Source organism: Romboutsia sp. LXY-2 (assembly GCF_056171995.1).
On the sequence record NZ_JBKFGI010000001.1, the window covers coordinates 324,027 to 346,934 of the forward strand.

Genomic DNA, 22,908 nt, shown 5'->3' on the forward strand with positions numbered 1-22,908 from the left:
TTTCTATATGTAACTTGTTAACAACAAGCTTCCATTCCCTCACCAAATAAATCTACTAATTTTCCTTCTTCTAATCTAAATATTGCATAACCTACGCTTCCATTTTTCGATCCAGATACCATAACTTCCATTTCATCTTTGCTGTCAATATCTTTAAATGTTATTACCACGTTTTCTCTAGGCGCTGCTACAGGTTCTGTAATATACATTTCTTTATCATTTATTATTGCAACCATCTTATTGTTTTTGCTATTATCACTGTAAATTACAATAAGATCCGCTTTATTATCATTATTAATGTCTTCCTCAGCATAAGTAACTATTTCATTAAATTCAATATTATCTTCAAAATAAGCTAATAGTTCCTTGCTTACATTCTTAATTCCATCTACTTCTCTACTTTTATCCCCAGAATAAATTACCAATCCTATTAAAAATACTATTATGGCTAATATTATAAATAATTTATTTCGCTTCATATTTAACAACCTTTCTAATGTTTGGTAATACTGCTTTAATAGCGAATAAAATTATAATGAAAGAACATAAATATTTCATATAATCTGGTATGTTAAGCATAATTTTATTAGCTACTGAGATATAAGCTTGTGAACTTTGTGAATTAACTATTACGCTAGAACCTAGAAGTATTTTGTTTGTAGCATATCCAATTACTAAAGCACATATTGATAAAGTAGCTGAGTATATGATTACTGCTCTTTTACCAATAACATTATAAATACTTATTAACTCTGGTAAATTAGTAGCAGCCCCTGCTATTAAAAAAGTAATCGCAACCCCTGGAGATGCTCCACTAGCTACTAATGCTGCAATAAAAGGAATATGACCAACTGCACAAACATACATAATACAAGCAATTATAGCTATACTTCCTAATGATAATACTCCAGGGTTTCCTAAGTATTTTTGTATGATACTAGTTGGAAATACTGTAGTTATAAATCCAGCCACAACCATTCCTATTATTACATATTTACTAATAGTCAATGCTAACTCACCAAATGCCCACTTAAGTCCATCAACTATATTTTCAATAAAGCTTCTTTTCTCTTCTTCTAATTCTATCGCTACATCATCACTCTCTATGTGTAAACATACTTCTTCTTTACCAAAGGTATTACCTAAAACTCCAACAAGCATAGGTACAATAAATCCAGATAATACATAAATAATAGTAATTCCAGGCCCAAGAAGTCCTAAACTTAATATTATTGCAATAGGATTAATTACTGGTGTAGAAGTCATAAATGCTAGTACCGGCCCTAAATATGCACCAGAATAGTACATACTAATACCAATAGGAATTACACCACAGCTACAAATTGGTAGTAACATCCCAGATACTGTACTTTTAAATATTGATGATATCTTATTATTTCCTAAATGTTGTTGAAATCTTTGTGGCGTTATTAAATTATGTAAAAGTCCTGCTATAATAAAACTAATTATCAACCATCCAGATGCTCCATTTAAAATATTTAGTGATGATAATAAAATATCTTTTATAAAATCTATAATAACCATAAAGTCACCTTATCCTTTTATAGCTTCTAAAATAGCTTTTTCGATGTTTTCTTTTGATAACCTATCGTATTTCTTTTGTTGATTAATAATCATAGTACCTTTTGTTATCATTCCATATTTTCTAACATAAGAAAAATCTCTGCCTGCTTGATATAACTTTATATCTACTTTATCACTGTGTTGTTCACAAATACTCTTAATAAGCCTTCCATGCTCATCACATGTTGGTCATGTATTAATAAATTCGACTAATATTTTTGCCATACTCCCCTTCATTGAACTCCCATCTTTTTTATTATCTAAAATAGCCCACAATATATATGGGCTTATGTATTATAAAGTTATTACTTGATCTATCCCCGCACTTCCTAAGCATGTATATAAGTTAGGGAAACATCCTATTGTCGCTCCCTCAACTAAATTATTTTCTATTCCTCTTTCTATAGCACATTGATCACATGCCATTATTATCATACCCGTGCTCTTATGTAATTGACTTAATTTTTCTCCTATTGGGTTTCCTTTTGCCAAAAACATTGTATTATCCATAAAGAAAAACATCCCAAGCACTTCTGCTACATGTGTATCAGTTTCTAATTGAGGTATTATCATCTTGTCTAATATTTTGTGTACATTAGTACTATTAAATATATAAGCTACTTTCATTTTATTATCCCCCCGCTATTATTATCTAAAATTGTTAATTTTTGTAAATTATCGTTTTCATTAAGTATTATACTAATGGCGCATTTCTTTGTACAATCGTTATTTTCTATTTACTTTTTAATTGATATAGTTTTTTTCTATAGCTAGCCATATATTTTTGTAATATAATTAGGCCTAGATAAAATATATCTAGACCTATTATTACTCTTATATTAATCCTGTTGCTTTCTATACGATTTACTTATAACGATATCGGCAGTGTATTTCCTCCATGAGGCATTAAGGTAATTTTAGGTTTTTCACATTCACAAATTTCATATGCAATCTTTACTGCCTCTTCTAAACCCTTACATGGTACCATATTAAATGATTTTACCAACTCATTATCTAAAGATGAAACCAATATTACGTTTCTATTTTGTATTGTATAGACCATTTTATAAGCAATATATCCTGGAACTGTGAATTTATTTTTTAGCTCATTTTCCATATTTTCTAATGAAGTAAATTTAAACCAATCAGCAAAGTCATCTGCACCGAGACCGTCACTACACTCACTTAATAAAATAAGTACGCTTCCTTCTTTACCTCCATATAACCCATTATCAACGGTTTTTACAGTTTGATATAAGTTTATATCTTTTGGGAAACCTCCCGCAGATCCTATTACTATATCTGCTTCACTTTGGATAGGTACTCCGTACAAACTTCTTATGTAGTCGCATCCTTCAAGCCAAGCTTTCTTATAATCACCAGCAACAAACTTTATAAAATTCCCTGAGGTATCTAATACTACATTAAATAAAAAGTCAGGTTTTACAATACCACAAACTTCATTCATATCATCTCTTAGAGGATTTCCATCTACATTATTTGATTTAACTTCTAAATTTAAACCACTACTTTTACCTTCATTAAAACATAGGCTATGGTTTGCTTGAATTGTTTTTATACCAACAACTCCAGGAAGTATACTTTTAGCACCTCCACCAAATCCAGCCATTAGATGAAATACTATTCCACCAGTTAATATAACTCTATCAGCTTCATGTACCCTCTTATTTAAATATATAGGAGTTTTTCTACTAGATTCCCCTAAGTAAACTAACTCATTTTCATCCTCACACTCGTGATCATATACCTTTATCCTTTTGTAAACCTCTTCCCCTACCACTGCGATCATTTCTTCTTCTGTACTTTTCCTATGACCACCTAGTGCTATTACAATAAATATTTCCTCATCCTTCACTCCTAAATCACTTAAGTAATTTACAATGTGAATAACAAATTCATCACTTTTCATCCATGCTCTAGTAATATCACTAACTATTATTGCAATTTTTTCCCCTGGAACAACAATATCTTTTAATGCCTTACTTCCATTTGGATTATTTAATACCTTAGTTAATTCCTCTTTAATATCTTTTATATAATCTGCATCTTTTGGCATTAAAGTATGAATTATATGTTTTTCATCTATATTAGCATACAACTTATCTCTACCATATTTTAATCCTATTTTTCTCATTTTCTCTTCACCCCAATTAAGTTTTAATTTCAGTACAGCACTATCTTTTGATTCCCACTTATATATTTCTGAATTTTCTGTATCATATACTGTATCCCTTAAGTTTTTAAAAATTCTCAAGGGATACTAATTATATATAAACTAAACTTCTAATATTTCCCCTATTACAATATCATCCTCACTTCTATTACTCCAGTAATTAGCAAGTATAGCATCTAGTACAGTTTGAAGCGGTCCTGATATAGCCGCTGCTACTGAAACCACTGGTGTAAAATGCGCTATAGCTAATGTATTTGCTAAACCTGAATTTTGCATGCCTACTTCTAAGCATATTGCTCTTCTTTTAGTTTTATTACATCCACATTTATATGCCATATAGTATCCTAAAATATGACCTATTGTATGATGAAGTAATACTGCCAAAAATATTATTAGCCCTGATGATTTTAGATTACTTATATTACCACTTATAGATCCTGCAACTAGTAGCATTAATAAAATACTTGATAACAATGGAAGTATTTTATTCATAACTTCACTAACCTTTGGAAGAATCTTAGTTATAATTACAGCCATAATAATTGGTAAAATAACAGTTTTTATAATCGATACAAACATGCTACCAGCTGCAACTTCTATTTGACTATTGGCCAGTATTAAAGTAATCATAGGAGTTGCTATCGGTGCAATTAGCGTTGATACTGTAGTTAAACTAACAGACAATGCTACATCGCCTTTTGCTATAAAAGTCATAACATTTGAAGATATACCTCCTGGACAACAGCCTACTAATATTAACCCTAAAGTAAGCTCTGGTGATAAATTTAATAAACTTGATAATAAATATGCTACTAATGGCATTATCGTAAATTGACCTAGAGCTCCGATAAAAACATCTTTCGGTCTTTCTAAAACTAACTTAAATTGATCTGTTCTTATTGTCATCCCTACACCAAACATCATCATTGTTAAAAATGTACTCATCTTAGGCATTGCCCAACTAAAAGTTTCAGGCTTTATAAAACAATATCCTGCCATCAAAACTATAAGTACTGCCATGTATTTAGATACTAAATCCCCTAATTTTTCAATCACTCTCATTTAAATTCCCCCTTAATTTTAGTTTTAATTTTTTACTTTTTATAGTTCTTTTAAAGCAATAGTCAAAGTCACTATCCATATTATCCCTCCTATGTCTTTGTAACAAAAAAATAAAAAAAGAGCTCTCAATAGAGCTCTTTTCTAAATATATAATAATTCAATTTTGTAGAATGAATACAAAATTAAATATAATATAAACAACTCATTAAGGATAAGGATTTATATAAAGTTTTGCAATACAATTTTCCAGCGCTAAAATAATAAAAGCCCCAGCTAAAGAAAAAGCTATAAAATTGTACGCATAAATCCTTTCCTAAGTTTTTCATATTATCCTCCTAAATTTATAATTAATTTTTATTAAATATTATAGTTATATGTTTATTAAAAATAAGTTTAATTTGTTACTATTATTTTTTCAACATTTTAATATTATTTATTTATGTTTTTTATATATTATGTATAATTATTTTTTTAATATAAATTTAAGCATAATAAAACTCTAAGCAATTATTAATTACTCAGAGTTTTATTATATTTACTATTGACTATTCCTTTTTTTAAACTTTTCTTATTCGACAGTTTTTGCTTATAAACTTTATCATCTGCTTCCTTTAAAAGGTTTAATATGTTATTATCTTTACTTTCTCTAACAGAGCTTCCTAAAGCTATACTAATATTAAATATTTCATTATCATAAGCTTCACATTTATCATTTATTAACTTAATTATTTCTTCACATTTTTCCTTATTTGTATTTGGAAGTAATATTACAAATTCATCTCCACCAATTCTAAAAACTTCACCAATATTATTACAAACATATTTTAAAATATTTGCCGTTTCTCTTAGCAAGTTATCACCTTCTTGGTGTCCAAATGAATCATTTACTTCTTTTAAACCATTTGTATCTCCCATTATTATTCCTAGTGGCAAAAAGTCTTCTTTTGAAAGTTCCGTTAATCTAGCTTCAAAGCAAGCTCTATTACCAACTTCAGTCAATACATCTGTATAACTTAAATACCTTAATTTTTCTTGGGCTACTCTTTTATCTGTTACATCCATAGACCTTCCAACTATGCCAGATACATTCCCCTCACTATCAATTAATGGTATTTTAACTACTTCCTTATATTGTTTTTCTCCACTTTCATCTTCAAATACTGCCTCATTATATATAGCTGATTTACTTTCAATGACTTTTTTATCATCTTCTAAAAATTTTTGTGCTAATTTAATATTTTCATTGATTTCTACATCAGTTTTTCCAAGTATATTATCAATTCCTTTTTGCTCATAAAAATCCCTACAATCTTTATTAGCATATACATATTTACTGTCTATATCTTTATAAAAAATTACCCCTGGCAAAATATCCATAATTTTCTCAGCTAAATTTTTTTCTTTTTCAGGATTTTCTTCAATAAACATACCTGCTATAGCTACTAAATCCTTGTTATCATTTACTATTGGAAATATAAAACAGTGCTTTAAAATACCATCTATATTAACACTAACTAATCTAGCTTCTGAGCTGTCTAATACATCTTGACAGTGTAATATATATATATCATCACTCTCTTCCATTAATAACTTTTCTTTTGATTTATTAAGCATTTTTGTATATCTATCATTTACAAAAATGTATTTAAATTCTAAATCTCTAACCCACATTGGAAAAGGCAGGCTTTCAAATATTACTTTAAATATTTTATTCATCAACTTTCCACCTTATTTATCTGTTGTTTAACATATATTGTATTATATCATATTTTAAAATTCTATTTAAACACAATAAAAGCCGTCTCACGAAGTATTTATTAAGACAGCTATTGTACTACTTAGTTAATATGTATATATATTCATTCTTGTTCCTCTTGCAAATCCTATTATTTTAATATTTACAATATTAGCTAGATCTATTGCAACATTTGTAGGTGCTGACCTAGAAACAATATAATTAATATTAAGTTTTGCACATTTTAATACAATTTCTGAAGTTATTCTACCACTAGTCAAAACTGCTTTTTCTTTTACATCAATTTTATTCTTTAAACATTTTCCAATTATTTTATCAAGAGCATTATGTCTCCCTATGTCCTCTTCAAAGTAAATAATTTCTTTGAAGTTACTTAACGCAACACTATGAACCCCTCCTGTATCCTTAAAGAGCTTTGATTGTTTATTAAATTCACTCATTATTTTAGAAATAGCTTCAAAAGGCAATTCCTTGTTACTACTGTAAGGATTTAGCTTTAAATTGTCGATTTCATTGTAATAAATGCTACCTTTTCCACAACCTGACGTAATCGTTCTTTTTACATTCGCTTTTTTATTTAATAATTCTCTACTCTTTAAATCAATATTTATATATCCTTTTTCTTCAAATATTGATATATTTTCAATATCGTCTAAACCTTCAATTATACTTTCCGAATGTAAAAAACCTATCGCTAATTCCTCTAAAGATTCTGGCGTACATATTAAAGTTATATATTCTTCGCCATCTAAAAATATTGTAAATAGATATTCTACTATTACGGTATCTACTTCTTTTTCTATATTCTCTTTATCATATTTACTTATATAATATTTTTTTACTATATCCATAATCTTCTGCTCCAGTATATTTTTTCTTATTAATAATTTCTACATTTTTATACATTTTCCTTTGTTGATATAAACATTAATTTATATATCAAGTTTAATAAATAATAAAAAAGCTGCCCTTTAAATAATTATAAATAATAAAAAACCTAGAGAAAAATTTTCTCTAGGTAATATTTTGCTATTTTTTTTCTTTTCCTAATATATAACTTCCAACTCCCATAAATATAGCTCCACCTACCATATTTCCAAGAGTAGCTCCTACTAGATTATATACTGCCCCTGCTAAAGTAGCTCCTTGTATTGTAGGTGATAATATTGCAACAGAGAATATTGTCATATTGGCAACGCTATGCTCATATCCACTTGTTATAAATGCAAATAGACACATGAATATTATTATTAATTTTGCTACATCATTTTCTGTTCTGAATGAACATAATATCGATACACAAACTAATATGTTACAAAGTACACCTCTAAAGAATAACTCCATAAAAGGTATAGATGCTTTTGCTATAGAAGTAGTTGCAAAAAACTCATTTACTGGCCCTTGTTTTGCAAGACCTGCCCCAACAAATAAAGCTGCTACAAGTATTGAACCTATTAGATTACCTATATAACTATAAATCCATATCCTTGAAGTATCTTTAAATGATACTCCTTTATTTAAAGTACCAGCGGTCATTATCATATTATTTCCAGTAAATAGTTCTGAACCTGTAAATATTACAAGACTAAGTGCAATTGCAAATGAAACTCCCATCATTATTTTAGTAGATGGTGATCCTGCTGATGTAAGAAGTCCTCCAATTGTAAATATTAATAATATTCCAAGTCCTACATAAAGTCCTGCATATGCAGATGATACTAAATATTTAAGTTTGCTATTATTTAAAAGGTTAACTTTATTCTTCGCTGCATTAGTTAACTTATCTAATGTTTCTCTATGCATATTAATTCTCCTTTAATATTAGTTTAATATCTAATTCCACTCCAATATATGTTTTCATTTATCTTTACTATAGAATCTAACTCAACACCTTCAAGAGCCCACTTTTTAAACTCCATAAATCCAGTTCTATCAACAATATATCCTATATGCTCTTTTCTATTTGGTGCATCTTTTGCTATATATTTTTCAACATATTTATAAGTATTTAATATTATTTTTGTTATTGATTCTTCATCAACCCATACTAAAAAGTCTTCTGCTAGTCTAGGATTTTTCTTTCCACTTCTACCCATTATAGCCAGTCTATAGTATTTCTTAGAATCTCTTGCCCATGCACTTGTTGGACAGTTTAGTGTACATTCTCCACAGCCTATACATTTATCATGGTCTCTTACTATTTTATAACTTTCCATTTTTAGTGCACCTGTAGAAAGTTTTTTACATTTCTTTACGCAAGCTCCACAAGATATACATCTATCTTTATCATATAATGGTAGAGTCATACCAATAATCCCAAAGTCATGCATTCTTACTTTTATACAGTCATTTGGACATCCAGTTAATGCAATCTTAAAGTGTAAATCATGAGGAAATACTGCCTTCTCTATTCTTTTTGCAAATTCAGTAGTACTATATTGAGCTTTTGGACAAACTTTATTTCCTATACACGCTGATATATTTCTAGTACCAGCAGCTGAGTATCCTTTATCTTTTTCAGGCTGATTTATTTCCATTTTTTCTATTACTGGCTGAATAATTTTATTTACCTCATCCATATCTTCCATACTAATTCCAAGGATCTCAAATCCTTGTCTAGTTGTAATATGAATTTGACCATTTCCATATTCATTAGCAATTTTTGATATTATCATTAAACTTTCAGGGTCTGCAAGTCCTCCAGGTATTCTAACTCTAAGTGAAGTTTCATACTTATTTTTAGTTATTCTAAAAGCATTTTTCATTACTTTTTTAGTATTTAAGTCTCTTATCATATTATATTCCCCCTAATCTATAAGATTTTTTGCATATGAATAATCAAATACAGGTCCATCAATACATATATAAGTATCATCCATTTTGCAGTGGCCACATTTACCTACTCCACAACACATTTTTCTTTCATATGAAACCCATATATTATTTTCTGCTAAATCCCTTTTTAAAAATTCTGCTACTGTAAATTTCATCATCATAGGAGGACCTACTACTATAGCAGACATATCATCAACATTTTCTATGTTTAACTCAGGTATATATTTTGTTACTAATCCTACAGGTCCATCATAATCTTCATCTGCACTATCTACTGTAACTAATATATCTAACTTTTTACTCCATCTTTCAATATCTGATCTAAATAAGACATCATTTGGAGTTCTAAATCCTACAATTAATTTAAAGCTCTTACATTTCTCTGGGGTGTTATAGAAGTGTTCTACTATACCTCTTACTGGCGCTAATCCGCTCCCACCAGCAACAACAACAACTTCTCTTCCTTCGTATAAGCTAACATCAAATCCATTTCCATAAGGTCCTCTTAAAAAGAAGCTATCTCCTACCTTATAATTAAATAATTCACTAGTAACCTTACCAACATTTCTTATTGTAAAGTCAACATAATCATCTCCATATCCAGAAACAGATATAGGACTTTCTCCATGCTTAGGTACTGATATTTCATAAAACTTACCTGGTAAAACATCTTTAGTGTTACAGTTTACTCTAAAAGTCCACTCTAATTCTGTATGTTTTGTAATTTCTCTTATTTGTGCACTTACTGGTATATATGGATTCATCTATTTTTCCTCCTTATTTACTAAATCATTTACTTTGTCTATGCATTCTGATAAAGATATATACTGTGGACAAGCATCATCACATCTTCCACATCCTACACACATGTGGTATCCATATCTCTTATTAAAGTCGTGTATTTTGTGCATTACTTTAAATCTCATTCTTTCTCCTTGCTTCTTTCTGAAAGAATGACCTCCCGCCATATCTGTATATCCATCTACTTGACATGAAGCCCAAACTCTTCTTCTCTCGCCAACGTTTTCATTCTCTTTATAATAAATATCCTGCATTGTAAAACATGTACATGTAGGACATACAAAATTACATCTTCCACACGCTATACATCTTTCATCATACTCATCCCAAATTGGATCTTTAGCTATAGCTACTGGTTCTATATTTTGTGGTATTTGTACTGATACTAAATTTTCTTTAACGTAATCTAAGTCAAAACTTGCACTTACTCCATCAAAAACTTTCAATTCATCATCTTTTATATCTAAGTAAACATCATTATCAATTATATTTAATCCCATATCATAACTATCACATTTATTACTTCCCATGCTTACACAAAAGCAGTTTCTAAAACTCTCTTTGCAGGCTATTAATACAAATTTAACTTTTTGTCTAAGTCTTTCATAGTAATAGTCTTTTTCTATTCCATTGTTAAGATATATCTCATCAATTCTCCTAACTCCATTTAAATCACAAGCTCTTAAAAATACTAATAATTTTTTATCATCAATGTCACTTTCTTTATACTCTTTCTCTGTGAAATAAAATAAAGTTTGAGTTATTGGAAGAATAGTTTCTTTAGCTGAAAAATTTGATTTTTTATTAAATTCAATTTCTTCAATGCTATTTATTTCTTCATATTTCACTAAGTCTGTATCTGAAAATACACCTTTATATGGTATCAATACTGGTGCAAGTATCTTATAATCTTTTTTTAAAATCTCTAATCCTTTATTAAAACTCATTTTATCTAATTTAATTTTCATAAGAATTATCCTCCCTCAACATTGTTAATTAAATATTAACATTCTCATTCGGGAATGGTCTGTGATATATATCACAATAACAAAAAAATATTCTGTAATTTAACAATTTCAACCTTTCAGTTTAATAGTCAAATTACAGAATATTTTACGTACTTTTAAAATACTCAGCTAATTCATATTTTTTTATATAAAATTTTTTATTGTCTAATTTTACTAAATCCTCATCTTGAAGAACTTTCATTGCCCTTGATAAACTTTCTCTCTTACATCCTAGCATATCGGCTAGATAGGTTATAGTTATATTTACATTTAATAAGGTCCATTCTCCCTTATCTATACCGAATTCTTTTCCTAATCTATATAACTTTGCAGCTAATTTTTTATCTAACCTAATTGATATAGTATTTTTTAGTTGTCTGTACAATCTTCTACTTCTATTTTGCATTGCATTGATAACATTTTTACATAAATTAAAGTCTTTTTCCATTAAGTTAATAAATTCTACCATTTCACATTCTAAAATAGTGGCATTTTCAAATGCTTCACATCCTGCTGCTGATGGCTTAACCTCATCAATTAATAAGTAGTTTATCATTTCGCCAGGTCTTAAAATAAATATTATCTTTCTCTCTCCGCTCTCATTTATCTTAAAAATTGATACTTTTCCTTCTATTACAAAATATACTTTTTGAACAATGTCTCTTTCATGAAATAGAATTTCTTTTTTACTAAGTTTTTTAATTTTAGAAATCTTTTTTATATATTCTTTTGTTTCAATTTTTGTATCTTTTAAGATATCTATATTGTACATAGCACCACCTTATTTACTATATCTATTTTTATGAATTTTATTTAAGTCATACTTATCTATAAATTCATTTTTATTATCACTATAGCCTATAGGCACTATATTATATGGCACAAGATTTTGTGGTAAATGAAGTACTTCTCTAACATATTCCACTCTTTTTAACTTTGGAAATACTCCTACCCAACAAGCAGCAAGTCCTTGATTTATAACTTCTAATAAAATATTTTGTGTACATGCTCCTAAGTCTTGAATCCACTTACCAGCTTTAATAAATCTATCTGAATTTCCTAAAACTACTATACATAAAGGTGCTTTATTTATATGCTTAGCTCTATGATGAGTTTTTGATAGTTTTTCTAGAATTTCTTTATCATCAACTACAACAAATTCCCATGGACAACTATTCTTTGAAGATGGGGCTTGCATAGCAGCCCTTAATATTTCTGTTATTTTATATTCTTCTACTTGCACTTCTGTATAAGTCCTTATTGACCTTCTGTCTCTTATTATATCTAACATAAATAATTCTCCTAATGATTACATTCTAATTTACTACATTAATTATTTGCATACTTCACTATGTGATTTTAATCCGTATGCTGATTTTGCTGATTTTACTGCATTAACTACTGCTCTTTCCATAACTCTTGCTGATAGTAATCCAACTACACTTTGATCTGCTTCTACTTCTCCTGTTGATAATGCAAATATTGTATCTCCATCATATATTGAATGTGCTGGTCTCATTGTTCTACCATATCCGTTGTGTGCCATTGAAGCTATTTTTGTTATTTCTGCTTTATTAAACTTTGCATTTGTAACTATTGCTCCTATTGTTGTATTTCCAGAGAATAAATTAGTTTTGTCATAATAATTATTAATCATTTCTTTTTCTGTATCTAAAAAAGTATTGCTATTATTATCTACTAATCCTGCTAATACTTTATTGTTATCTTCCGGGTCTATTACGTCTCCTAAACAATTTACTGCAACTATTGCTCCTACTTGTAAATCTCCGATTTGAAGAGCATATGTACCAAGACCGCCTTTCATTGCACCTTCTAATCCTTTGTATTTTCCTACTGCTGCTCCACAGCCTGCTCCAACATTTCCATTAGGACATTCCTTATTCGACGCTTTTTTGCAAGCTTCATATCCCATTTCTTTATCCGGTCTTACGTCAAATTTTCCAACAACTAAATCAAATAAACAAGCTCCCGTAACTATAGGTACCTTTGTAACTTGAACATCAAATCCTATGCCTTTCTCTTCTAAACACTTCATTACTCCACTACAAGAATCTAATCCAAATGCACTTCCACCTGATAGTACTACTGCATGTACTTGATTTACCATATTTACAGGGTCTAATAAATCCGTTTCTCTAGTTGCTGGTGAGCCACCCCTTACGTCTACACCTGCTGTTGCACCTTTTTCACAAACTATTACACTACATCCGGTTCCTGCTGTTTCATCTTCCATATGCCCTAATTTTATTCCTTCTATATCTGTAAATTGTATTTCTCTCATGTTTTCCTCCTTAGTTCTTATTGATGATGCAAATAATATTTATTTTTTACAATAAATTATTATTTAATCTACTCTATATTATTTATGAACTTTTGCTCTATTTCTTAAATTTAATAATACTATATTAGCATATTTGATTATATAATTTGTCATAAAATATACTAAATTTTCGTGAAAAATTATATAATAGATTTGAAATCTTATGTAAAACTAAAATACTAAGATATCTAAAAATAATAAGCATAAAGGTGATACTATGAAAAAATTTAATTATTACGCAACTATATCATTAATTTTAGTTGCCAGCTCTGCAATAATGTTTTATATACATTATTTGGCATTTGGACAAGCAGAAAATACTGCCTATTACTCTACTATGAACTTGTGTTTTATTCCTATAAACAGTTTAATAGTAACAATAGTTTTTGAAAGATTAATTAATTATAAGGAAAAGACTGACAGAATAAACAAGTTAAATATGTTAGTAGGAATTTTTTTCAATGAGGTAGGTTGTGATTTAATGAAGCATATTATCATTGCTGATGAAGGTGCTAAAGAAGCACTTTTACAATATGATAACCTAAAGACACTTGAGAAAAATATATTAAATCATGATTGTAATATTAATATAAATATTATTAATCTAAAATCATTAAAAGAGCTTCTATTAAAAAATAATGACTTGTTTATAAACTTAATAAGCAATGAAAATCTTCATCTTCATGAAACTTTTACAGATTTACTTATGGCTGTAGTTCATTTAAGAGATGAAATACTTTTTATTGAAAAACATGGCTACAATGATATCGATTATACACATCTAGAAGGAGATATAATCAGAGTATATAAAAGCCTAAATATACAATGGATAAACTATTTAAAATATCTTCAAAAAAATTATCCATTCTTATATAACAATGCAATACGAATAAATCCATTTATTAATGAATTAGAAACAGTAAGTTTATAGTTGCTCAAGTTGAAAGCAGTAGCTATTATAACTATCCACAAACCAAGTAAGTTATATCTTAGTATATAAAAAAGATGATTTCTATTCATTTAGAAATCATCTTTTTATCATAGTTATTTATCTATAAAGTTCAATATTATAAAATACAGCTTTTTTTGCACCTATATTTCTATAGGTATGACTATATGTTCCGTCAAATTTAATTGAATGGCCTTTTTCTAGTTTATAATTTTTTCCATTTATACACATCTCTAATTTTCCTTCTATAACTAATACATACTCTTCTTGGACGTTATTATGTGTCGCGGAAATATGTTCACAGTTTGGATAAAGTTCAATTAAAAATAACTCAAACCTACTTTGCGGATCAAAAGGAAATAGTGAATATAATCTCATGTCTCCATCTTCTTCTATTATGGGTTCTATCTCTTCTTTTTTTACTACTTCACATTCTTCACTGTTCTCACCTAATAAACTAGTAAAGTTTATTTTAAACCCTGTTGAAATCTTCCATAATGTAGATATAGTAGGGCTAGATTCCCCTCTTTCAATTTGCCCAAGCATAGCTTTACTAACACCAGTCATAACTGATGCTTTATCTAAGCTTATCCCCATATCCTGTCTTAGCTTTCTTAAATTTCGTCCTACATCAGGTATATTATCTTCCATATTGTAATCCTTTCTAAAAACATTAGTACTTGCTAATATTTAACAACTTTTACTCCAATATCTTCTATTGTCTTTTTTAATTTTAACATTAAACTGTCCTCTGGTGTTTTAAATTCATATATAAAATCTTCAAGACCAAGTGCCTTATATTTTTCTATTCCAAACTTATGATATGGTAATAGCTCAATACTACCATTTATTGTATTTTCTTTTACAAATATAGCAGTATTTCTTATATTTTCTATACTATCATTTACCCCTGAAATAACAGGTATTCTCACCGTCATGGGAATATTCATTCTAGCCATTTTACATATATTTTCAAATATTAATTTATTAGAAACTCCAGTGTATTTTTTATGAATATTATCATCCATTGACTTTATGTCTACAAAAATATAGTCTAGCTTTTCTATAATATTTTTTACCTTATCAAAATCAAAATATCCACAAGTTTCAATGGCCATATTGATACCTTTATCATAACATTTATTTACTAATTTTGTTAAAAAATCACTTTGAAGTGTAGCTTCTCCTCCTGAAAATGTTACCCCTCCACCTGAATTAATATAAAATATTCTGTCCTTCTCTACCTCTCTTACTACCTCATCTACGGTCATCTCTTTGGTCATAATAGAAATAGCATTATTTACACAGTTACTTACACATTTTCCACATAAATTACACTTGCTGTTTACTTCTTTTCTATTAAGTAATGAAGTAATATTTTTATCACATACTTCTATGCATTTGTTACATGATTTACATTTATCTTTTATAACTCCAAGCTTAACAATATTATTCCATGAATCAGGATTTGAACACCATTTACACTTTAGTGGACATCCTTCTAAAAAAACCGTAGTCCTTAATCCCTCTCCATCATTCACTGAAAAGTGCTGAATATTTACTACCCTACCAATATAACTCATATTAATCTCCTAACTAAAAGTTAGCATGTGCATTTCTTGCTATTATTGCATCTTGCATTTCTTTTGATAAATTAACAAATTGAGTACTGTATCCTGCTACTCTAACCAAAAGGTCTTTATAATCTTCTGGTGTTTCTTGTGCCTTCAATAATAATTCATTGTCTATAGTATTAAATTGTACATGGAATGCTCCTAATGAGAAATATGATTTAATCATAGCGTTAAGGTTTCTAAGACCTCTTTCTGTTGAAATAATATCTTGATTTAATCTCATATTAAGTAAAGTGCCTCCTGTGTGAACATCATGATTTATTTTAGCTGAAGATTTCATGGCCGATAGAGGACTACTAACGTCACTTCCAGCATATGGTGAAACTCCCTCTGTTAGTGGTTTTGTGGCTTCTCTTCCACAAGGTGTAGCTCCAACAATTTTTCCTGTTGGTACATAATTTGATATTCCCATAAATGCACTATTAAACTGTGAACCAAATATATCCTTATATTTTTTGGTCTCTCTATAATAAAAATCTGATATTTCTACTGCTAATCTATCCACAAAATCATTGTCATTTCCGTATTTAGGACAATCAAGCGCAAGCTTTCTAAGTTGGCTATATCCTTCCCAATTATTATCTAAAGCATTAGATAACTCGTCTAATGAAGTTATTTTATCATTAAATACTAACTTTTTAATTGCTGCTAAAGAATTTGCCACAACTCCTAATCCAATTCCTGTTAACACAGGCCCAACATTATATTTTGCTCCGCCCTTACTTAAATCTATTCCTTTTTCAGTACAACCATCTACACATGTAGATAGAAATGGTCTTGGCACTATTTCTTTATGAATTTGTTGTGCAACAACGCTTCCAATCACTGAATTTTTTATTAAATAAGCAAGTTGCTTAAAAAATGCTTCTTTGATTTCTTCAAATGTTTTGAATTCACATATATTCCTTTCGATAAGCCCCATAGTTTCCCCTGTTAGCCTACTTTTACCGCTATTTATTGCATATTCTAGGGCTGCACCAAAGTTAACATTTACTGCTGAAGTCCACTGACAAGTCTTTCTAAAGTGTGGTACTACACAGCCACAATTACTCCAATCTCTAGCATCCTCTGGATCATATCCTACTTGAAGCAGCATTTGTGATCCACAATTATCATTGTGAATTGCAGGGAATCCCGTTCCTGTCTTAACTAAATTTGCTACAGCCATTGTAAAATCATCAGGTGCATTTTGATGTATCCTAACACTTAGTCCTGGTTGGTGAGTTTTTACATTTTCAGTAGCTTTTAAACACATATATGAAATATCATTTGTTGCATCACTACCATCCCTTTTTCTTCCACCAACCGTTAAATTTTGAAATTGATTGTATCCTGCAAAGTAGTTTGCTGTATTTGATGATATTGTCCATACCCATTCTGATAATTTGATCCACAGGGCTTCAATTAATTCTTGAGCTTCATACTCTTTAATAATTTCTTTTTCTAAATCCTTTTTATAATAAGGGAACATATACTGGTCAAATCGACCTAAGTTTAAAGCTAACGGATTTTCCGATATTATTCCTCCCAATTGAACAAACCAAACAAATTGAATTGCTTCATAAAAATTACTAGGTGGTCTAGCTGGTACGTTTTTACATACCTTAGATATTTTCATAAGTTCAATTTTTCTCTTTTCATCTTTTTCTTCTTTGCCCATTTCTTCTGCTAATTTGGAATATCTATTTGCAAATGTCATTATACCATCTGCTACTATAGATATCGATTTATAGAAATCTATTTTTTCTATATTGTCTGGATTTGATATATCTAAAGATTTAATTTTTTCGTCTGCTTCTTCTTTTATTTTCATATAACCTTTTTTAAAAAGAATATCTTCATAATCTGGTGTTATTTCACCAACTGCTTGTCTCCATTTAGAGTCGTTATCTATTATACCTGTATCTATTAAAATTTTACCTGTATCTTTAGGAATTCTAGCTAAAAATACTTCTTCTAATGATTTTCCTTCCCAATATGGAAATATATTTTCTCTAACAAATTCTCTTTGTTCATCATTCATAAAATATGGATCTTGTTTTCTAGTGTCAAATGTATCCATCTCCTTGTCTACCCATTTCCAAGAGAACTCAGGAGTTAATATTCCGGTTCTTCTAAAGTTACCAGCTGTACCTACTATTAACTCATTGTTATATATTTCTATAGGTAACTCCCTACATACATCTAAAAATGCTTTTGCTCTTCTTATGCAAATCGCTTCTCCTTCACTTTTTTTATGAGACTCTGTAAAAATTCTAGCTCTTTCATAGCAAATTTTAGGTTTAGAATTTATATATTCCTTTCTAAACGCTTCTATTCTATCTGTAGTATTCATTTATATCCCCCTAATATCATTAATTTTTATACTAATATATCCATTAACTTTTGTATGTTATAACATACTTTATTTAATTATATTGCACATTTTGATTGATAATCAACTAAAATACACTATAAATATATTTTATTATGTAAAAATTAAATTTTATAATTGAATACAAAAAAACCTAGCTTCTGCTAGGCTTTATTTAGGCATCGTAAAAATTACAAATGACCAAAGTAAAATTAATATAGTTATAATTATTATATGCTTATATCTCCCTAATTTCAATTCTGATTCCTCCAAAAGATGAATTTCTCATATTTCCTATTTTGTATATTTCTATTGTTTCACCAATTTAATATAATAATAGCTTTTTTTATTTAATGCAAATAAATTTATAACATCATCAGTTTACTCCTCATTTCTTCAATATAATATTCATTTGCATACTGATCTTCACTACATATACACTCATCATTCACCATATATATAGGCGTAGTAGATGCTTCTTTAAAAATTCTTCTCCTTTTAAATCCTCCAATATCATTAACAAAAACTACATTCAATATATCATCGATTTCCATATTGTCTAAGTCTGTCAAACCTGCTTCTAGTAAGCTTAAATTTTTCACATTTATCCAATCTCTAAACCATCTTATTTTACTTAAAAACACTTTACTCTTATCATCTATATCACTTATATCTTCTAGGTTATTCATTTCTTCCTCTGCATAACTTATATCATTATATATTCTTAATTCTATCATCTTTAACGCCAATACTAAGCTTATATCATCTAGTTCCTCTTCTAAGTACTCTAAATCAAAATCAATCATACTCTCTCCTCCTATAGCATTAATGTGTTACATAGGTATTCCTTATAATTTATTAAATTTTCTAGGAGTTAATACCATAAATTTCTTTTGTTCAAATTTATTTTTAATCTGAATATCTCCAAGATTTTATTATTTTTTACATTTCAAGTATGCTATAATATTCCTATTGCTAATTTTTACTATAGGTTTACTTAAATAGTAAAAATTATTTTCTATTTTATTAGACATCTATTTATTAGGATATCTAATAATTTTGTATGGAAAGTGTAAAAATTTATATACTAATTTATAGATTACCTTTTATCACAATTTAAGATGTTAATCTATAGTATAGTCACTTAATATAGGCTATATGATTGTATATACAAAGTAAGGTAAGGTGAGAATGATTGGACTTTAGTAAAATAAAAACATTAATTAAAATAAATACTAACTCCTCTAGATGGAACAGAGGTGTTATATATTACAATAGAAGATTAGTTGACCATGTTAGCTATAATATAGACGGAAATACTTTAACCTTACAAGGTATGGTTGAATCTGAATATAATAATGAAGTATATCAAAATGCAATAATTGTAGATGGCCATAATTATAAAATACTAGGTGGAAAATGTAGTTGTGAAGACTGTAGAACAAAAAGTAGCCCTGATAGGTTATTTATATGTAAGCATATTGTTGCTACTTCTATATATGGACTTAGATTAGCTGAGAGAGATGCCAGTGGTAATATTTCTAGTCCTCCACCTGAAGATGTACAAAACCTTATACTCTCTCCAGTCAAACAACTATTACACTATTTTGATAGTTCTAACAAAGAAAAAGTTAATATAGATGTAAATATTAATATAGATTCTAGAAATATTTTTGCAGATTTTAAAATTGGTACTGACAAAATGTATGTACTTAAGAACATTAAAATCTTTGCAAATTCAAGGCTTACAGGTTCATCATTAGAGTATGGTAAAAACTTTATATATAATCCTGCTACTCATTATTTTGACGAGAATGATGAAAAACTTGTGAATTTAATTGAATACTTTGGTTCAAGTGTTTCTCAACTTAATAGTAGCACTTACAACCCTAAATTTATGGATATTGGTGCAAGTGGTTTAAGACAATTTTTAGAAATATTAGGAGATAAAGAATTTACTTTAAATTATTATGATGATATATATTGCCCTCGTGTAATAAAAGATAATATTCCTATAAACTTTGAGCTAAAAAAAGCTGATGATAAAATTCTATTTAACGCTAAGGAAAACCTACCAATACCTTTAACATCTAAAGGAGATGTTATTTTATTTGAGGATGATATATATTTGTTATCAAATGACAATGCTATCTATTATAAAAAAGTTTATGATTTATTAAATGAAGGCAAAGAATTATCATTTGATAAAGACGATATAAAAAGTATTTTAGGCTCTTTTGTTCCTAAGATAGAAGAATTTTCTCAAACTGTTGATCTTGATAATGAAATTAAAAATAACATTGTAAGTGATTTTAATGCTGGATTTTATTTTGACTTAAAAAAAACTAATGTTATTTGCGAATTAAAATTTAATTACGATGATAATAATGGTGAGAAATACATATTGCCTGATACAAAGAAAGAAAAATATTATAAAAGTATTCTTTTAAATAATAAATTCGTTAAAGAAAATGCTCACTATACCTTTAAAGGAAATGATGAAGAGCTATTTAATTTCCTAAATGAGGAATTAGATAACTTAAAAAATATTGGTGATATTTATTACTCTGATAAATTTAAGAATAGAAAAATATATAAATCCTCTTCTATTGTAGCTTCTGTTGGCGAAGGAATTAATGGCTACTTAGAATTTGACTTTAATATATCTGATATTGATAAAAAAGAATATAAAAATATATTAAATGCATTTAAAGAAAAAAGAACTTTCTACAAATTAAAAAATGGTAGTTTTATAGATCTAAATGAAGTAAAAACTAAGAATTTTTTAGAGCTTGTAGAAAATCTAGACTTTGTAAATACTCTTGATAATAAAATACACAACAATAAAATGTTATATATTAATGAAATGATTGAAGCTAACAGCCTTGACTTTATACAAGGTAAGGAGATTGTTAAAAACATTTGCACTAAGTTTAAAAATATAGAAAATATTAATATAGATGTACCTAAAGAGATAACTGCAACCTTACGTGATTATCAAATTAGTGGACTACAGTGGTTTAATACTCTTAATTACTATGAATTTGGTGGAATACTAGCAGATGAAATGGGTCTTGGTAAAACACTGCAAACTATTGCTTTTTTAGCTTCTAAAAAAGGATCAAAGTCTCTAATTATAACACCAACATCTCTAATCTATAACTGGAAAAATGAATTTGATACTTTCGCTCCTACTATGAATGTATTATTAGTTCATGGTAATAAATCCGATAGAGAAAAAGCTTTAGAAAGTATGGATGATTATGATGTAATAATAACTACTTATGGAACATTAAGAAATGATTTAGAACAATATGATAAAAAAATATTTGATTATTGCGTAATAGATGAAGCTCAAAATATTAAAAACCCTACAGCACTTAGTACTGCAGCAGTTAAAAATATTAAAGCTAAGTCTAAATTTGCACTTACTGGTACACCTATTGAAAATAACCTATTTGAACTTTGGTCAATATTTGACTTTGTAATGCCTGGTTATTTATATAATAGAAGTAGATTCCAAGAGCTATTTATTGGTAAAGATGGTAATGTAGAAAACTTAAAAAGACTTATAAAACCATTTGTTCTTAGAAGAACTAAACAAGAAGTAATGACTGAACTTCCTGAAAAAATAGAAAAGAAATTCTTTGTAGACTTAAATGTGGAACAAAGAAAAATTTATAGTGCGTATGTTGATGACATTCAAAAGAAAATGGAAAGCCATGATTTTAATAAAGATAAAATAACAATATTATCTTATTTAACAAAACTAAGACAATTATGCTTAGATCCAAGTGTATTGGTAGAAAACTACAATATAAAAAGTTCAAAAATAGAAGCTTGCTTAGATCTTGTTCAAGAGAGTATAGACGGTGGCCATAAAATATTATTATTCTCTCAGTTTACTTCAGTATTAAAGAATATAGGTAACCATCTAACTGAAAATGATATATCTTATTCTTATATAGATGGCCAAACAAATGCTAAGGAAAGAATAAAACTTGTAGACCAATTTAATAATACTGATGAAAATAAAATATTCTTAATATCTCTTAAAGCCGGAGGTACTGGACTTAATTTAACAAGTGCTGATGTAGTTATACATTTTGACCCATGGTGGAATCCTTCAGTCGAAAATCAAGCTAGTGATAGAGCTCATAGATATGGTCAAAAAAATGTTGTTGAAGTTATCAAACTTATTGCTAAAGGCACAATAGAAGAAAAAATTATTAAGTTACAAGAAACTAAAAAAGAATTAATTGATGAGTTTATTAATGGAGATTTGGCTAGTGGTAATATATTAAAAAGCTTATCTGAAAAAGAAATTGTTGATTTATTTAGTTAAATAATCAGTTTAACTTAATTACTTAATATAATAATAGCTTTTACTAA

General features: G+C 28.3%; 21 protein-coding genes. 2 read left to right on the top strand and 19 right to left on the bottom strand.

The genetic code is table 11. The features are described 5' to 3' along the window. Nucleotides 1-17: 17 nt before the first annotated feature. The 15 genes from saoC to ACI48P_RS01565 all read right to left on the bottom strand — a co-directional run bounded on the left by saoC (nt 18) and on the right by ACI48P_RS01565 (nt 13,541). The gene (gene saoC, locus ACI48P_RS01495; protein ID WP_475212727.1) at nt 18-479 is read right to left on the bottom strand and encodes a Cys-Cys-COOH (seleno)protein SaoC; all 462 of its coding nucleotides are present in this window, start codon (nt 477-479) and stop codon (nt 18-20) included. Then, nucleotides 466-1,545, bottom strand: coding sequence for an efflux transporter SaoE (gene saoE, locus ACI48P_RS01500; protein ID WP_475212729.1), 1,080 nt, complete (start codon nt 1,543-1,545; stop codon nt 466-468). The genes saoC and saoE overlap by 14 nt, the downstream gene beginning before the upstream one ends. A gap of 9 nt (nt 1,546-1,554) precedes the next feature. Next, nucleotides 1,555-1,809, bottom strand: coding sequence for a thioredoxin-like (seleno)protein SaoT (gene saoT, locus ACI48P_RS01505; RefSeq protein WP_475212731.1), 255 nt, complete (start codon nt 1,807-1,809; stop codon nt 1,555-1,557). A 69-nt stretch (nt 1,810-1,878) separates the two neighbouring features. Further along, a complete protein-coding gene (saoD, locus tag ACI48P_RS01510) occupies nt 1,879-2,211 on the bottom strand; it encodes a DsrE-related protein SaoD (protein WP_475212733.1) in 333 nt (110 codons plus the stop codon). A 241-nt stretch (nt 2,212-2,452) separates the two neighbouring features. Continuing rightward, nucleotides 2,453-3,739, bottom strand: a complete 1,287-nt coding sequence (gene larAH10, locus ACI48P_RS01515) for an NPN-dependent 2-hydroxyacid racemase, LarAH10 family (RefSeq protein WP_475212735.1) — start codon at nt 3,737-3,739, stop codon at nt 2,453-2,455. Nucleotides 3,740-3,880: 141 nt separating this feature from the next. Next, nucleotides 3,881-4,840 carry a bile acid:sodium symporter family protein gene (locus tag ACI48P_RS01520; protein WP_475212737.1) on the bottom strand — a complete coding sequence of 320 codons (960 nt, stop codon included), beginning with the start codon at nt 4,838-4,840 and terminating at the stop codon, nt 3,881-3,883. Nucleotides 4,841-5,350: 510 nt separating this feature from the next. Beyond that, nucleotides 5,351-6,556 carry a diguanylate cyclase domain-containing protein gene (locus ACI48P_RS01525; protein WP_475212739.1) on the bottom strand — a complete coding sequence of 402 codons (1,206 nt, stop codon included), beginning with the start codon at nt 6,554-6,556 and terminating at the stop codon, nt 5,351-5,353. Between the two features lie 126 nt (nt 6,557-6,682). Then, nucleotides 6,683-7,447, bottom strand: a complete 765-nt coding sequence (gene fdhD / locus ACI48P_RS01530; RefSeq protein ID WP_475212741.1) for a formate dehydrogenase accessory sulfurtransferase FdhD — start codon at nt 7,445-7,447, stop codon at nt 6,683-6,685. 178 nt (nt 7,448-7,625) lie between these two features. Next, nucleotides 7,626-8,399, bottom strand: coding sequence for a formate/nitrite transporter family protein (locus ACI48P_RS01535; RefSeq protein ID WP_475212743.1), 774 nt, complete (start codon nt 8,397-8,399; stop codon nt 7,626-7,628). Nucleotides 8,400-8,422: 23 nt separating this feature from the next. Continuing rightward, nucleotides 8,423-9,391, bottom strand: coding sequence for a sulfite reductase subunit C (gene asrC, locus ACI48P_RS01540; protein WP_475212746.1), 969 nt, complete (start codon nt 9,389-9,391; stop codon nt 8,423-8,425). A 12-nt stretch (nt 9,392-9,403) separates the two neighbouring features. After that, nucleotides 9,404-10,195: an anaerobic sulfite reductase subunit AsrB gene (gene asrB / locus ACI48P_RS01545; RefSeq protein ID WP_475212748.1), complete on the bottom strand. Its 792-nt coding sequence runs from the start codon at nt 10,193-10,195 to the stop codon at nt 9,404-9,406. Beyond that, a complete protein-coding gene (gene asrA, locus ACI48P_RS01550) occupies nt 10,196-11,200 on the bottom strand; it encodes an anaerobic sulfite reductase subunit AsrA (protein ID WP_475212751.1) in 1,005 nt (334 codons plus the stop codon). A gap of 145 nt (nt 11,201-11,345) precedes the next feature. Then, the gene (locus ACI48P_RS01555; protein ID WP_475212753.1) at nt 11,346-12,011 is read right to left on the bottom strand and encodes a Crp/Fnr family transcriptional regulator; all 666 of its coding nucleotides are present in this window, start codon (nt 12,009-12,011) and stop codon (nt 11,346-11,348) included. A gap of 9 nt (nt 12,012-12,020) precedes the next feature. Then, complete coding sequence (locus ACI48P_RS01560) at nt 12,021-12,530, bottom strand: nitroreductase family protein (protein ID WP_475212755.1); 510 nt, start codon at nt 12,528-12,530, stop codon at nt 12,021-12,023. 42 nt (nt 12,531-12,572) lie between these two features. Next, complete coding sequence (locus ACI48P_RS01565; RefSeq protein WP_475212757.1) at nt 12,573-13,541, bottom strand: P1 family peptidase; 969 nt, start codon at nt 13,539-13,541, stop codon at nt 12,573-12,575. A 256-nt stretch (nt 13,542-13,797) separates the two neighbouring features. Here ACI48P_RS01565 and ACI48P_RS01570 point away from each other — a divergent pair, with 256 nt between their 5' ends. Beyond that, nucleotides 13,798-14,511 (top strand): hypothetical protein, encoded by a 714-nt coding sequence (locus ACI48P_RS01570; protein ID WP_475212761.1) that lies wholly within the window; start codon nt 13,798-13,800, stop codon nt 14,509-14,511. 117 nt (nt 14,512-14,628) lie between these two features. Here the strand turns inward: ACI48P_RS01570 and ACI48P_RS01575 are convergent, their stop codons facing one another. The 4 genes from ACI48P_RS01575 to ACI48P_RS01590 form a co-directional block, all read right to left on the bottom strand. Beyond that, nucleotides 14,629-15,180: a helix-turn-helix domain-containing protein gene (locus ACI48P_RS01575; RefSeq protein WP_475212764.1), complete on the bottom strand. Its 552-nt coding sequence runs from the start codon at nt 15,178-15,180 to the stop codon at nt 14,629-14,631. A gap of 32 nt (nt 15,181-15,212) precedes the next feature. Further along, entirely contained in the window at nt 15,213-16,112 is a 900-nt protein-coding gene (locus ACI48P_RS01580; protein WP_475212767.1) for a glycyl-radical enzyme activating protein, read from the bottom strand. A 13-nt stretch (nt 16,113-16,125) separates the two neighbouring features. Further along, the gene (locus tag ACI48P_RS01585; RefSeq protein WP_475212769.1) at nt 16,126-18,498 is read right to left on the bottom strand and encodes a glycyl radical protein; all 2,373 of its coding nucleotides are present in this window, start codon (nt 18,496-18,498) and stop codon (nt 16,126-16,128) included. A gap of 383 nt (nt 18,499-18,881) precedes the next feature. After that, nucleotides 18,882-19,322, bottom strand: coding sequence for a hypothetical protein (locus ACI48P_RS01590; RefSeq protein WP_475212771.1), 441 nt, complete (start codon nt 19,320-19,322; stop codon nt 18,882-18,884). 389 nt (nt 19,323-19,711) lie between these two features. Between ACI48P_RS01590 and ACI48P_RS01595 the strand changes: the two genes are divergently transcribed. Continuing rightward, the gene (locus ACI48P_RS01595; RefSeq protein WP_475212773.1) at nt 19,712-22,861 is read left to right on the top strand and encodes a DEAD/DEAH box helicase; all 3,150 of its coding nucleotides are present in this window, start codon (nt 19,712-19,714) and stop codon (nt 22,859-22,861) included. The last annotated feature ends 47 nt before the right edge of the window (nt 22,862-22,908 follow it).